The organism is Shinella sp. 20P9.1.1 (assembly GCF_057798995.1).
Genome location: NZ_JBYOLC010000002.1, coordinates 57,074 through 71,127, shown reverse-complemented (window position 1 = coordinate 71,127; position 14,054 = coordinate 57,074). Strand labels below are relative to the sequence as shown.

12 protein-coding genes and 1 pseudogene are annotated in these 14,054 nt (G+C 55.6%); 2 read left to right on the top strand and 11 right to left on the bottom strand.

From position 1 onward, the window contains the following. Positions 1-46 precede the first annotated feature (46 nt). Positions 47-295 carry a hypothetical protein gene (locus tag AC27VQ_RS03930; protein WP_488715303.1) on the bottom strand — a complete coding sequence of 83 codons (249 nt, stop codon included), beginning with the start codon at positions 293-295 and terminating at the stop codon, positions 47-49. A 24-nt stretch (positions 296-319) separates the two neighbouring features. Here AC27VQ_RS03930 and AC27VQ_RS03925 point away from each other — a divergent pair. Together AC27VQ_RS03925 and AC27VQ_RS03920 are read left to right on the top strand one after the other, a co-directional pair. Beyond that, a pseudogene (locus AC27VQ_RS03925) lies at positions 320-688 on the top strand (arsenite efflux MFS transporter ArsK); the annotation flags it as partial. A 191-nt stretch (positions 689-879) separates the two neighbouring features. Then, positions 880-3,546 (top strand): AAA family ATPase, encoded by a 2,667-nt coding sequence (locus AC27VQ_RS03920; RefSeq protein ID WP_488715302.1) that lies wholly within the window; start codon positions 880-882, stop codon positions 3,544-3,546. Positions 3,547-3,746: 200 nt separating this feature from the next. Here the strand turns inward: AC27VQ_RS03920 and arsH are convergent, their stop codons facing one another. From arsH to AC27VQ_RS03870, 10 genes are all read right to left on the bottom strand, one after another. Then, positions 3,747-4,475, bottom strand: a complete 729-nt coding sequence (arsH, locus tag AC27VQ_RS03915; protein ID WP_488715301.1) for an arsenical resistance protein ArsH — start codon at positions 4,473-4,475, stop codon at positions 3,747-3,749. Further along, positions 4,450-4,872 (bottom strand): arsenate reductase (glutaredoxin), encoded by a 423-nt coding sequence (gene arsC, locus AC27VQ_RS03910; protein ID WP_130521183.1) that lies wholly within the window; start codon positions 4,870-4,872, stop codon positions 4,450-4,452. Before arsC ends, arsH begins: the two co-directional genes overlap by 26 nt. A 2-nt stretch (positions 4,873-4,874) precedes the next feature. Further along, positions 4,875-5,933 (bottom strand): ACR3 family arsenite efflux transporter, encoded by a 1,059-nt coding sequence (arsB, locus tag AC27VQ_RS03905; RefSeq protein WP_130521185.1) that lies wholly within the window; start codon positions 5,931-5,933, stop codon positions 4,875-4,877. Next, positions 5,933-6,460 carry an arsenate reductase ArsC gene (locus AC27VQ_RS03900; protein WP_130521187.1) on the bottom strand — a complete coding sequence of 176 codons (528 nt, stop codon included), beginning with the start codon at positions 6,458-6,460 and terminating at the stop codon, positions 5,933-5,935. Before AC27VQ_RS03900 ends, arsB begins: the two co-directional genes overlap by 1 nt. Positions 6,461-6,475: 15 nt before the next feature. Then, positions 6,476-6,916 (bottom strand): arsenic resistance N-acetyltransferase ArsN2, encoded by a 441-nt coding sequence (gene arsN2, locus AC27VQ_RS03895; RefSeq protein ID WP_488715300.1) that lies wholly within the window; start codon positions 6,914-6,916, stop codon positions 6,476-6,478. Next, entirely contained in the window at positions 6,913-7,266 is a 354-nt protein-coding gene (locus AC27VQ_RS03890; protein ID WP_488715299.1) for an ArsR/SmtB family transcription factor, read from the bottom strand. Before AC27VQ_RS03890 ends, arsN2 begins: the two co-directional genes overlap by 4 nt. 258 nt (positions 7,267-7,524) lie before the next feature. Continuing rightward, the gene (locus tag AC27VQ_RS03885; protein WP_488715298.1) at positions 7,525-8,964 is read right to left on the bottom strand and encodes a hypothetical protein; all 1,440 of its coding nucleotides are present in this window, start codon (positions 8,962-8,964) and stop codon (positions 7,525-7,527) included. Next, a complete protein-coding gene (locus AC27VQ_RS03880) occupies positions 8,961-9,452 on the bottom strand; it encodes a hypothetical protein (protein WP_130521195.1) in 492 nt (163 codons plus the stop codon). The genes AC27VQ_RS03885 and AC27VQ_RS03880 overlap by 4 nt, the downstream gene beginning before the upstream one ends. Beyond that, entirely contained in the window at positions 9,452-11,656 is a 2,205-nt protein-coding gene (locus AC27VQ_RS03875; RefSeq protein ID WP_488715297.1) for a hypothetical protein, read from the bottom strand. The genes AC27VQ_RS03880 and AC27VQ_RS03875 overlap by 1 nt, the downstream gene beginning before the upstream one ends. A gap of 4 nt (positions 11,657-11,660) precedes the next feature. Then, positions 11,661-13,643 carry a hypothetical protein gene (locus AC27VQ_RS03870; protein WP_488715296.1) on the bottom strand — a complete coding sequence of 661 codons (1,983 nt, stop codon included), beginning with the start codon at positions 13,641-13,643 and terminating at the stop codon, positions 11,661-11,663. Between the last annotated feature and the right edge of the window lie 411 nt (positions 13,644-14,054).

Below are 14,054 nucleotides of genomic sequence, written 5' to 3'. Positions count from 1 at the left end.
TAAAGGACGTTTTCAATACTTACTTCATGCCAAGCCAATGCAGCCATCACACGGCATCGGTTTCCGGGTCTTTCCTTTGTCGCAGAATAGATGCTTTGAGGGTCGCAAAGCGCTGATCAATCTCCTCGTCGGAGACTTCGACATCAAGAATGTCTCCGACGAATTTCAGGCGTCCTTCGGCTTCTCGAAGGACTTCGCCCCATCTTTTCACCCAAACCTTCCCTCTTTCGAGTTCTACGAAAAGTCCCGTCGGGCGATTAGGCTGGGTAATACGATGCAACTGGTCGGCTGCCACGTCCGTAGTCACTAGGAAGAAGTGCCCGCGCTTGCGATTGTCTCTGCCGCTCTCATGGTCGCCGGTGCGGTGATACTCGGGGTGTCGGGTGATTGGCTGCCCGGTGCGGTGGCTTTCGCCATCTGTCTTGGCCTTGGGTCAGGGATCAACAGCGTCGCTCAGGGGAGCCTCCCGCTCTATCTCTTCGGGTCGGCTGGCTACGGCGCGATCACGGGCAAGATGGCTGCGGCAAGGCTGGCGATTGGTGCCGCCGCACCATTCGTGTTTGCCACGGCGATGGAGAATCTCGGCATCGCCACGGCTCTGTTCGTCAATGCACTTCTTGGCATAGTCGGCATCGGTGCGTTCATCGCAGTGGCTGCGTCTACACGGAGCGCTACAAAGTCTGAGTAGTGAACCGAGGCTGGTCACACAGACATTGCCGATCTCATGTTGGCTAGAGCAATGCTTCTGTTGACAATCACACTATCCCTACCGCTACCCGAGACGAGCGTATGGCGATGCCGCGATTCGCCTGATAATCAAAACCAATGCGTGCAATTGCAGCTCAAGGGGGCAGGAGTTGCGAAAGATCGGGAGGGGACATGGCGGACGGATTGTTGGATTGGGCGGACAAGCAGGCCGCATGGGTTCGTGACGCGCTCAGAAGACATGCTCAACAAGCAGGGTTCTCGTTGAATGATGAATACAAAAAGCACGTCCGCACAGGCGTTCGTCTCGCTTCAGGATACGCTTTGGACCCTGTTCCAGATTATGAAGCGCTTGATTCCAGCCATCTGAAATCGGCAGCTGCGAAGGAATCGCGCGCAATCCTTTGCTCCTTAGGGCCGGTCCGAAATTTAAACCGCCTTGCAGACGGGCAGAAGCTAAAGTTTGCGCTGAACGGCTTGACTTTAATTTACGGTGACAATGGAAGCGGCAAGAGCGGGTACTGCCGGATAACTAAAAAACTCTGTCGGAGTCTGACGTCGGACGAACTGTTAGGAAACGTATTCGAAGCCGGCACGAAGCCGCCGGCTGAGGTTCAGGTCCGATTCATCGAAGAAGGCGCTGCAGAACCACAGGAAGTCGACTGGATCGACGGCACGCCAACGCCGCAGCCTATTTCACGAATATCAGTGTTCGACTCCGCTAACGCACGTTTGTACGTCGACAAACAGAACCGGATAGGGTTTCTTCCCGCTGACATCGCTATTCTTGAGCGGCATGGCACTCACCGCGGCGAATTGGAGGCCGAGTTTCGTACCGAGATAAAGGCGCTCGAAGCCAAACTAAAGACCCCGCTACCTGGAGGATATTCGCCAACGGGAACGGTGGCCGCTCTCCTCGCACGTCTTGATCCCAAGTCGAAGATGGCGCTACCTTCCAAATCTCAAATCGAAGCTCAAGCCGAATTTTCAGACGCCGACAATATGGAACTCGGACAGCTGGCAATTCTGTTGGCCAGCGACCCATCTACAATGGCTGCCAAGCGTCGTCGAGCGAAGGCCGCGTTAGAAAAGATAGCTGTCGTTGCTCTTCTAGTCGAAGCGCGCCTCTCGGACAGTGCTTGGGCGATGTTGACAGAACAGATCGCGGCGGCGGGATCAACGGCATCTGCAGCCAAGCTTGCCGCAGCATCGGCGTTCGAGAAGTTACCGCTTGCCGACGTGGGGCAAGCACCGTGGCGACTAATGTTCGATTATGCCCGTGCCTATGCCGCGACTCTCGGGGGTGACCACGAACACGTACCATCCAAGGAAGGCGACCTCTGCCTGCTCTGCCAGGAACCCTTGACTGCAAAGGCAGCCGAGCGGATATCGTCCTTTAATGCCTTCGTGACAGGAGCGGCGAATTTGGCAGCCCAACAGGCAGCGACAACGCTCAACGCATCGCAGAAGGCCATTGTTGACCTCAACATTCCCAATGGCGACGAAATCCGGGCAGCGTTGGGCGAGTTCGGCGATCTCTCACCTGCAAGGAAAGAGGTGATTGGTGTTGTCATCGATTACTTTGCCATAGCGGCGAACCGCCGATCGTCGTTTATCGCTTCGGCTGCTCCGGAAGTGCCGCTCGCCCCCTCCCTTGCCGCGGCAATCAACGAGCAATGTGCTCAATTGGCTGCTGAAGCCAGCGATGATGACAACGCAGCAAAAGACGACACCACTCGCGCCGCAACGAGGAAACGGCGCGACGAACTGACTGACCGAAAGAAACTTGCCGCTGATTTGGCCATTGTCCTTCTTCGTTTGGACGATCTGGAAGAGCGGCTCAAGCTTTTGAAGTGTTGTGAGGCCGTCGAGACAGGCTCAGTCTCGCGGCAGATGACCGCGCTTCGACGGAGTCTGGTTATGGAAGACCTCGAAAAGAGAATCCTCGATGAGATTCAGGCGCTAGGCCTCTCGCACATCCCGTTCTCGGTGAATGACCGTAGTCAGGATGGCCAAAGCTACTTCGAGGTTGGGCTTGCGGCACCGAAGGCCACGGCAAACAACCGCGTGCTAAGCGAAGGCGAGCAGCGAGCCCTGGCTTTGGCCTGCTTCCTTGCCGAGGCAGGTGGCGATGCATCTCACCATGGTCTGATCATCGACGACCCGGTCTCTTCGCTAGACCACTTGCGTGTGCGAAAGGTGGCTTCCCGATTGGTGGGTGAAGCCGCAAACGGAAGACAGGTGATCATTTTTACGCATAACCTTCTCTTTTTCAACGAGATCGTGGATGCGGCCGCTCAGAGCATGCCCCCGGTTCCGATCGTGCGGAACTATATAAGCAAGAACGAAGCGTCGGGATTCGGGATTATCAGTGAGACCGACGAACCATGGATCGCACAGCCTGTCACCAAGCGGATCGCGAATCTCCGGGACCGCTTGAAGACATTCAATGACATTGACAACCAGACGGACGAGTCATGGAGGCGGCTGGCAAAGGATTTCTACACCGACCTTCGCGAGAGCTGGGAACGCCTCGTGGAGGAAGTACTTCTCGGTAAGGTCGTCGAACGGTTCAACACTGACGTGAGAACCCAAAGCCTAAAGGTCGTCTCAGTGGAGGACGAGGATTATAAACGCGTGTATTGGGCTATGAAGCGCGTTTCCGAACGTTCGGGGCACGACATGGCCGCCGGGAAAGTTCTCCAGGCTCCAACGCTTCTCGAAATGAAGAGCGATCTCGACGCGATTGAGGAGTTCCGTACGGAAGTGGCCAAACGCAGGAAAGCAAACGAAGAGAGGCGCGCTGCGTTCGAAAAGCCTCCCAAGGCGGAGACCATTTAGGAAACACGATCTAAGTAGTCGCCACGACACGTGGTGAGCCTACGCCACGTCCGCAAAGGGTCCAAGAACGGACTAGGATTTGGAATGTTATTTTTGCCAATAGCGACCTTTGCGATTGCGCGATGACCGCTATTGGCAAATCATTGACGGGCTTGGTTCATTCATCCAAATAGTTGGCGATCAGAAGGCCAAAGGCGTGACTAAATCGACCTCAGCGACACCCGCTTTTCGAGTTCGGCCGCCTGTTCCTTCCGCTCGCCGTAGCGATCCGTCAGATGAGCCGAGGCGTCTCGTGTCAGTAGCGTGAACTTCACCAGTTCCTCGCAGACGTCCACAACGCGGTCGTAGTAGGATGACGGTTTCATCCTGCCGACGGCGTCGAACTCCTGGTAGGCCTTGGCGACCGACGACTGGTTCGGGATGGTGATCATCCGCATCCAGCGGCCGAGCACGCGCATCTGGTTCAGGGCGTTGAAGGACTGGCTGCCACCGGAAACTTCCATGATCGCCAGTGTCTTTCCTTGCGTCGGGCGGATCGATCCGAGCGACAGAGGAATCCAGTCGATCTGGGATTTCATGATCCCGGTCATTGCACCGTGGCGCTCTGGGCTGACCCACACCTGGCCCTCCGACCACTGGGAGAGGTCGCGCAGTTCCTGCACTTTCGGATCGCTGGCCGGAGCCTCGTCAGGAAGCGGCAGCCCCTTCGGATCGAACATCCGCACCTCGCACCCCATGCGCTCGAGAAGACGTCTGGCTTCGTGCGCCAACAGGCGGCTGTAGGACACCTCCCGGAGCGAGCCGTATAGGATCAGGATGCGCGGCTTGTGCGTCGAGAACGCTGGACGCAACGCGTCGAGGTCAGGCTGACGAAGATGCCGTTCCTGCAAGGCGGGGAAGGTCTCAGACAATGCGCTTGCCCTCCTCATCGAGAACCTGCTCGCCGTCTTCCTTGAAGAACTCTCCCTTGAAAGCATCCGGCAAGATGTCGAGCACGACTTCGGAGGGCCGGGCGAGCCTGGTGCCGAGCGGCGTGACGACGAACGGACGGTTGATGAGGATCGGGTCCTTCAGCATGGCGTCGAGCAACTGGTCGTCCGTCAGCTTCGGATCGTCGAGGCTCAACTCCGCGTAAGGCGTGCCCTTATTGCGGATCGCCTGGCGGACGGTCAATCCGGCGTCATTGATCATCCTTGCCAACTCGTCCCGCGACGGCGGGGACTGTACGTACTCGATGACGGTCGGTTCGATCCCAGCGGCACGGATCATCTCCAGAGTGTTGCGGGAGGTGCCGCAGGCGGGGTTGTGATAGATGGTGACGTCCATTCTCATGTCCTTTCAGTAATAGTATTTCGGGAGACGGCGGGCGCGGCCTCGTACCAGCCCTTGCTACGGTTCACGATCCAGACGACCGACAGCATCACCGGGACTTCGATGAGCACGCCGACGACCGTCGCCAGAGCCGCGCCGGACTGGAAGCCGAAGAGGCTGATGGCGGCCGCGACCGCGAGTTCGAAGAAGTTGCTGGCCCCGATCAGCGCCGAAGGCCCGGCGACGCAATGGCGCTCCCCCGACATCCGGTTCAAAAGATAGGCCAGCCCTGAATTGAAATAGACCTGGATCAGGATGGGGACGGCTAACAGGGCAATGATCGTCGGCTGCGCGATGATCTGGTCGCCCTGGAAGCCGAAGAGAAGGACGAGCGTCGCGAGCAGCGCGACCAGCGAAAGCGGCTGAAGTCTCGCCAGCATGGCGTCCAGCGCCCCTGTCGTTCCGTCCGCGGTAAGCCGCCCCCTCAGGACCTGGGCGATGATGACCGGGACGACGATATAGAGGACGACTGACAGTACGAGGGTGTCCCACGGCACTGTGATGGCCGACAGCCCAAGCAACAGCGCGACGATCGGAGCGAAGGCAACGACCATGATCGCATCGTTGAGGGCGACCTGGGAAAGCGTGAACAACGGCTCGCCGCGGGTCAGGTTGCTCCAGACGAACACCATCGCAGTACATGGCGCAGCGGCCAGGATGATCAGGCCTGCAATGTAGGAGTCGATCTGGTCGGCCGGCAGATAGGGGCGGAACAGCCAGCCAACGAACAGCCATCCGAGCAGCGCCATCGAGAACGGCTTGACGGCCCAGTTGATGAACAGGGTCACGCCAATGCCACGCCAGTAGGTGCTCACCTGCGCCAGCGAACGGAAGTCGATCTTGACGAGCATCGGTATGATCATCAGCCAGATCAGGATGGCGACGGGCAGGTTCACCTTCGCGACCTCCGCCGCGCCGATGACCTGGAAAACGCCGGGCATCAGATGGCCGAGGGCCACGCCGACGACGATGCAAAGGAAGACCCAGATGGTGAGGTAGCGTTCAAACGTGGACATCAGGCCGTCTTTCCCTGAGTTCCCGTCGAGCCTTCCATCGCACCGATCTGGCTGAGCTTCGTTTCGAGCGCCAGACGGTCGATCGATGACAGCGGAAGGCTAACGAAGGCCATGATGCGGTTCTTGAGGAAACGGGCGGCCGTCGCGAACGCGCGCTGGATTTCAGTGTCGGAGCCAACGACCCCGGCCGGGTCTTCGACACCCCAATGCGCCGTCATCGGATGACCGATCCATACCGGGCAGGCTTCGCCGTGCGCGCTGTCACAGACGGTAAAGATGAAATCCATTTCGGGCGCGCCCGGTTCGGCAAAGACATCCCAGCTCTTCGACGAGAAACCAGATGCCGGATAGCCGAGAACGTCCAATTCCTTCAGGGCATGTGGATTGACGTCACCCTTGGGCTGGCTGCCCGCGGAGAAGGCCCGGAAGCGTCCGCCGCCCTCCTTGTTGAGGATGGATTCGGCGAGAATAGAACGTGCGGAGTTGCCCGTGCACAAGAAGAGCACGTTGTAGGTCTTGTCGGCCATGGTCGTTTTCCGTGGTTAGGTAGGAGGTCTGTCGAGTTTCATGATCGTTGCCGATGCCGGACAGATGCCCGACAGCTGACGGGTCGCGAGAACGGCGGGCGGCACATCGGCGCGCTCGATCACAGCGAAGCCAAGGCTTTCGAAGAACGGTGCGGCGGAGGACGTCGCCAGGAAGACTGCAGAGTTCACATTGACGGCCTTCAGCGTTTCCCCGGTCAGCGATTTTCCAAGCGCCTTGCCACGATGCTCGGGCAAGATGATCATCGACCGGAGGAGGACCGCATCGCCGCACACCTCGATGCCAGCATAGCCAACCGTGCCGCCATCGGAGCAAACCGCCCTGAAAAAAGAGCGCCCAGCGTCTTCGAGGTCTTCGGTTGGAAGACCGGAAACCGATAGCGCCAGTTTCAGTTCGGGATCGCTCCCCGGGATTGGCTCCAGCCTGATGTCGCTCATGACAGCTTCACCTCGGGAGCACAGCAGGGTGTGAGTTCTGCGATGAGCGGCGCGCAGAGTTCCGCCGAGCCGCCGCAGCAGTCTTTCAGCATGAAAAGAGTCAGGTCGCGCAGCCCTTGAAGGTCCGCCCGGTAGATGATCGAACGGCTCTGCCGCTCGCTTGAAACCAAGCCCGCACGTGACAGCGTCGCAAGGTGCGCCGACATGGTGTTCTGCGGGACATCGAGTAGCCGGGCGAGCTCCCCAGCAGGCACCCCATCGGGCTCGTGGCGGACGAGAAGCCGGAACGTTTCCAGCCTGGTGGTCTGAGCGAGTGCGGCAAGCGCCGCGATTGCTGTATTGCTATCCATATATCCAGACTAATGGATATATTGTCTTTGTCAACAGGTGGCTATCCTTTCAATGTCCGTTCTGGAGCAATCAAGTCATCCAGAAGTGTCGTTGGTGGCCGTTTATGAAAGTGCGGCGACATCTTAGCGGGAGGCCTATTCGCAAGCAGGAGTGCGCGGCTTGCCGGAAACAAGGTTCGGCGGATGATTGAGCATTTAAACCGCGCAATACAAAGAACACGTAGTCTAGGTTGCGATTTCGGCGTAGCGAATACCCAGTCAAATGACCGCATATTCGCTGGCGGGCTCGGCGATCGGAGACACGTTGTGTTTTTCCATGACTGCCTTCAAATCAGCTTTTAACGACTCGTTACCCTCGTCGAGCGACTCGGATATTCCCCGTATGTCAGCAGCGTCTGAGGGATCGCGGATTACCACCGGCTCGCCTTCGAGTTCAGCCTCTTCGGCGAGCACGTCATCGAGGTATGGCTGCAGGGTTTCGACGTTCCGATGCCCCATCAGCTGCCTGGCTCTTTCCAATACCATGCTCGCCTGCCAAGCCCTTCCATGTATACTTCGATGACGAAGGTAAACATCCTTCACTATAGCTTGGCAAAAAGCCGCCCTCAGCTTGTGCCCGCTTCCGGGAATGAAGCAATCCGCAAAAATCTTACCTAGTTTATTGCTGATGCTCTCTTGAGAGAATGCCCTGTTCTTATACGACAAAAAGACTTCGTCGGGTGCCTTGTGCTGCCTAATTTTGAAACGCTTTTTTACGAAATCCGCTCTCGTGGTCCATATATAGTCAAGTATGTCCTCGAGCAAATTTATAGAAATCGGGGCTTCCCTTGCCCCCGTCTTCTCGGTCACCACGAAGAAGAGATATTTTATGCCCCGCGCGGCCAAATTCTTGAGCGCTTTGAGGATCAGCTTGCGGTTCTCGGGAAGATAGTGACGTCGCAACACGGTTTCGTATTCTGGAATTTCCAGAAACTCACCTTCCTCACGAAAGGCGTTTAGGATTGCCGCAATGGTCAGATTGGCGCAACCACCCGCCCGTAAACCAGAATGTCGCATCAGTGACGCTATCAGGAACCAAGTTTCACGTCGGTTCTCGCTTGCGCTGTCCGAGTTCGCCTTCGCGATGATCCGCTTCGCCTCGGGATCGGACGGTGTCTTTCGCGTTTTCTTGGTCTTGCTCTCCTGTGCCCGGCTAAACTTGAATGGCGTCGTGGAGAGCGTGCCCGACTTTCGGGTGAACAGGCTGTCGGCGAGCGACCCCAAGGTACTTCCCGCGTATCTTTTTAGTACAAAGCCGCGCTTGCGCTCCCAGAAGTCGTAGCATGCCAATATTGTGTAAAGTTTCCGCACGTTCGTCGCGTCGATTGTTAACTCGGAATCGTTGAACGGTATAATGTTTCCGGTCCGCCGGCCGCCGCGCAAAAGGAACCGTTTGAGATGGCGCTCGTCTGCGTCGAACGGATCGACGCCTTGTAGATGCAGGTAATCTTCCCAGACTGCGAGATTCAGGGCGGCCTTTTCCAATGATCGCCATTTCGAGTTATATCTGATGCCCTTCTCCAGGAGAAAGGGAAGGATGAACATCGAGCATCCAATCCGATCATTCATGGGAAGGGAGAACTTGGGAAGCGGAATCTCGTCAATTGTGAAATCGGTCGACGCATGGTCGATCTTCGTTGTCGAGACAAACGCGTTCATGTTCTTAAACTGTATGTTGATAGGAGGTGATGGCTGCCGTCGAGAGTGGCAACGGCGTCCAGCAGTTCCATTACCTGATAAGTTCGGGTTGCGAGTTGTTCGCCAAGCTTTCGATTGATCTTCTTCAGCTGGTCGTTCTCTGCCTTGAGGTCAGTCACCCCGATCTGGATACTCGATGCTTCCTGGAGCAGGCGGACCCATTCTTTCACCATATCCTCATGTGGGCCGCCAGGGCTGTCCATGTTGGGGCTGCCCCATCTGAAGATACCCTTCTCTGGATGGTGCCACTCGCGTAAAGCGACCTTGCTGTCCGGCCAAAATGCTTCCGCAGAGCGGCCATCGCTCCGCCACCCCTTCATAATGGCTCGCATTTCCTTGAGCTTGGCGTCGAAGGAGGCGGCGACAAAATCAGATCGATCTTCTCGCCGGAGGCGCTTCGCTCCCGCCTCGGGTTGGGTCTCGCTCGGAACTTTCCTGCGGCGGCCCATTACGCATACGCCTCGATAGCCGCGATGCGCCTTTCGATCGCTTCCCTCTGCTCGCCAGTGGTCAGTTTGACAATCAGCCGCACTTCCGCCAGAGCGTTTTCCCAATACGGAGAAATGGCAGGAACACGAGCTGAGTGCGGGCATGACAGGCAGGTCTCGTCATCGGCAAAATCGAAGTCGACTTCTGCGTTATCGCTTGGGAGCATGCCGGTTAGCATCTGCTTCAAGGCAAGGCACTTCGACTTCGACTTGTCATCATTCGAGTTGTTGCACAGGCATACGCTGTGACCCTCAGGGTGAACTTGCATCGGCGTTGCTCTGACCAATTTTTCCAACGCCGCTTCGAAACCAGGTTCGTCGTAGCCTCCCTTGGTTATCTCGAGTTCTGGAAGGAACCTCTCTTTCAACTCGTTGACCTGCAGGGTGATCCGCTGCCCCGCCGACCCGGCCAACTTCGCGCCGTCGAGCGCCGTTTGCATGATGTGCCTGACCAGTTGCCACTTGCCATCGTTTGTATCGCGTTCACGCTCAATGTTTCTTTTCGCGACTTCGGCCCTTGCCAGTTTATCCTCTCCCAAACGCAACGCCGTCGCTGCCCTCATTTTCAAGTATCCTCTGGTGGTGTCCGGGTTGAAGTGTCTGTAGTGGAAGGATAGCGCGGTCAGGTTCGGGAACATCCAACGATGGAAGTATGTCGTTCCGAAGAACTTCCGGAACTGATGGGGGGTGAAGACCCACGCCTCTCCGTTAGCGAGCGGCGGAACACCTAGCCAGTTACATGACCGTTTAAGATTTTTTGCGAGACTAACCAAGGCTGGCCTGCCCGTTAACGGGCAGGCTATATTGAAAAGCCACTCGTCCTCGCGAAATCTGTTATAAGAATGAAGACGACGCACGATGTCGACTGCAGCTTTGACGGACGAGGGGATCGGTATCCGGTCCACGTCGCGGATATTCTTCGCAATAAGACAGTTCAACCACATGTTCCCGTTTGCGTCGATTTCGACGCAGTCCTTCTTCAGGCAGTTGCGCTCGTCATCGCGTCTGGCGGTAAACGCACATATGACGACCGAACAAAAGATTGGGAGAAAAACAAGTAGGAAGGTACGTATAGTGACCAGATGGTGTGGTTGGTCGCCCCTGCGCCTTGAAATATTGTATATCGGCTTGAGCTCTGGAAATCCGAGGTGACGCAAACGGTCGTTCACCTTCTTAAACCTTTGCAAGTCCGTCGGGCGTCCAGTTTGATCTAGTCCGTTCTCAACGATATCGAACAGCTCTTTGACAAGGTCGTCGTGTACCAGTTTCAAACAAGCATCGATCAGCCAGCTGGTCTGGTATTCTGGAGCGTCTTTGGTTCGCTTCCGGGCTTTGGCCCACTTAACCTGACTGCTTCTATCACGTTCGTTCAAGTGAGCTCGATATCCAATAGGATCGTGGCTTAGAAGTTCTCGCAGGTTCCAAAGCTGGGTCCACGGCTTCAAAAAATCTAGCGCCGAACCTTCGGCAATTTTTTCTTGCGAGATTGGCTTTTCGGGAATCTTGTAAGTTCTGGCATATCTGAGACCCTTCTGAGTGATGTACTGAAACATCGTCGCGCGCGTGGATGATGTTAATGAACGCGCGTCTTGCAGGCCCAACATGTGCGCAACGAAATTGGCGTCTACCTCACCACGCTGGTTGAAGTAGGGCTCGACGTCGCCTGTATCCCATGCACCGCACAATGATATGACTCGCGCCGGCATCGACAACAGTGCATCGCGGCCACCTGAGCTGAGCGCTCTTATGAATTGCCGATGCCAGGCAGCGTTGAGCTTCGCATAGCTCTCTATTCCGTTTTGAATTCGCCATTTCAAGAACAGCAAGTGAAATCGAAAAGTGATGGCGGCCCCTGCCGCGGATTTATTCCACCCTACTGGCCCGTCATCGAGGCTGTGGTAAACTACGAGTTTTATCGTAATTAGGTCGCGCTCGCACTCAGGGTCCAGCAGATTGATCGAGCTCGGAAACGCGGTCAGATACTGATCGAAATCGATCGTGACCGTCGGATTTTTCCGAACAGCGACACTCTCCGTGCCAATGACCCATTTATTGCTGAGGGGGGTAGTACCGTCCTTGAACCAATATCGGACTGGAAGGGCTCCGATAATCTGGTCATGGAGGCTTGGTGTGGTAACATTGGCGTTAAGTAGGGCTACTGACATCGCCTCACCAAATAACCGGGACAGCAATGTCGCCGGAAGCTATCCGCCCCTCGACATCCGATTGGACAATAGCGAATTGGGAAGCGAACCTACTTTCTTTGATCTTAATAATGTATCCTTCCACAATACCGAGGAAAGGTATCCATTTTCGGATGAACCGCTTCGGGTTCAGATACAAAATCTTCTCCATCTGCTTGTACATGGCGACCTTTGCCAAACATAAATCCCGCATTGTATTTTCCCGTACGGTAAATCTCCGAGCAGAATTGGACAGAAGCGCTTCCTCTTCTATCTTCGTGTCTTTCTTCGATTTACTTCGATCCCCAAAAAGCGCAAAATGAAGCCCGTTCTTTAGCCCAAGCTCCTTTCTTCTTTCGAAGTCTGATGGATCGACACCGATTTTTGCTGCGGCGTCGTCAAGCGAAGAGGCCGATACCGCCTCCCAAGCGTTGAGGAATTTCCGGATCATCTCCTGCAGGATGGCTTTGACACCCTGCAAGTCGAGATAGTGATACGCCATCTCGGGTGTCGATTGCCCCGCGATCGCCATAGCCAAGTTCACATCGAAGGAACCATCGGCCCGTTTGGCGTTCATGAAGCTTCGACGAATAACCCTTTTCGTGACACTCAAACCTCCGAACAGGGCATTGTCTTTATGGCGATCCAAAAAACCATAGTGCCAGTCTCTGTCGATCTGACCTAAGTTGTGCCTCACGGTGTATTCACCTGGACGCCTGTATATCCACAGCCTTTCGGCCAATGGGCCGTCTACAGGCCTCATCGGTTTGGACATTTCCCTAAACATCTCGATGACGCGGAAACCGGAAACCTCACCCTTTACTTTTACGGAGACTTCGCCGACTTCGTCTTCACGCAATCGCCCCTTAACCTCCTTGCCGCCGGCTCGGTTCTTCTTTTCGGCAATCGTGGCGATCTGTCGCCTTCCACGCCTAGAAGTCCCGACGTATGGGTCCTCCCCGAGGTCCTTTGTCGGCTGCGCATTCAATCCCGTGTCGATCAAGACAATATGAAATGCGGCATTGAGCGCTTTGGTCGTGGCTTCAATGAAGGATTGGAGGTGTGCGTGACCGCCCGCCCACGCGACGAGCTTTTGAAATTTTTTCAAGCCAAACACAATATCACGACTATTGTGATATACATCTTTGTAATATCTGATGATAACTGAGAATAAATCGCCGTCACTTAGGCCGATTTCGACGCCAAATATCGGATTTCCAATCCGGTCGCCGGGTCTGCGCAATATTATTTCTTCAAACTTATCGATAGACATCTTATACTGCTCGCCCAGGAATACCTGACCACTCTGAAAGTTCTCATATTCGGATAGGAATTCTGCAACGTAGCAACTGCGTAGCTCCGCCAGGGCCTTTGCGTTCGTTGCGATGAACTCATTCGAAGCTTCGAGTTCGGTTTTGTTTGTGAGGTCAAGCCGTCCCGCTTTGTAGAGAAGGCTCGCGAGCGAGTCCGTACCGGATTCAGTACTGAATTTTGACGCTGTTCTCTGCCTCATCTGAACGGCGGGGAGAAACCCTGCATCGACCAGCCAATTGAGCGCACTGCGGGCGGCCTCGACATACTTGTCACGTACCTTGCGTTTCGTGGAGATGGTGAGCGATCGGTCGTCGACATCGCCCATCACACGAAGAAACTCGTTAGTGACGTGTTGCCAGTCTTTTTGTGTCGGCGTCCTGCCGCCCTGAAGGGTTTGAAATACCCGCGTGGCGACCTCGTCCTTTCCTAGCGATCCTGCTGCCCCAAGACCCTGCAGGAGAAGACGGAGCTTCTTGAAGTACCCGTGCGCCGTATCACCGGCCTTAAAGGTGGCGGCCCTGCGCCATGCCGCTTCTAAGCCTCTACAAAACTTTTCACCGAACAGATGCAGCACTGTGGTCAAATTATAGCGCTTGCGATGCCCGCTTATCGAGAAGCTATATTCGGTGATCCCGAAGTCTTCAATTTCAATCAACGACGGCTCCCCACCAGTCTGAATAAATAGCGATCTGGCGTCTTGATTTTCAGAAATAATTATTAAGTTGAAGTCTTGCTTTTAAGCGACTTTTCGACTATCAATTGAACAACAAGACTTTTATCTTCAGAATAATTCAAGACTCTACGAAGTGTGACAATGCATTATCCTCTGCCTGGTTGTGAGAATTATTGATTCTCTTATACAAACAGAGTCAATTTGTCGATCGGTAAATTTTTGATCGACGAGATGTACTTGTGTTTCGCGATGGGGCGCTGAGGGCAAGTTGCACCGCTCGAGATTTGGCTGAGGAAGACTTTCCTGATCGACTGTACGGCAACGTCGCGGTTAGCGATTGCGACGTCGCCAATCGGCAGGATGCGCAAATGCTCCCAGCCGGCGTCGAGAGAC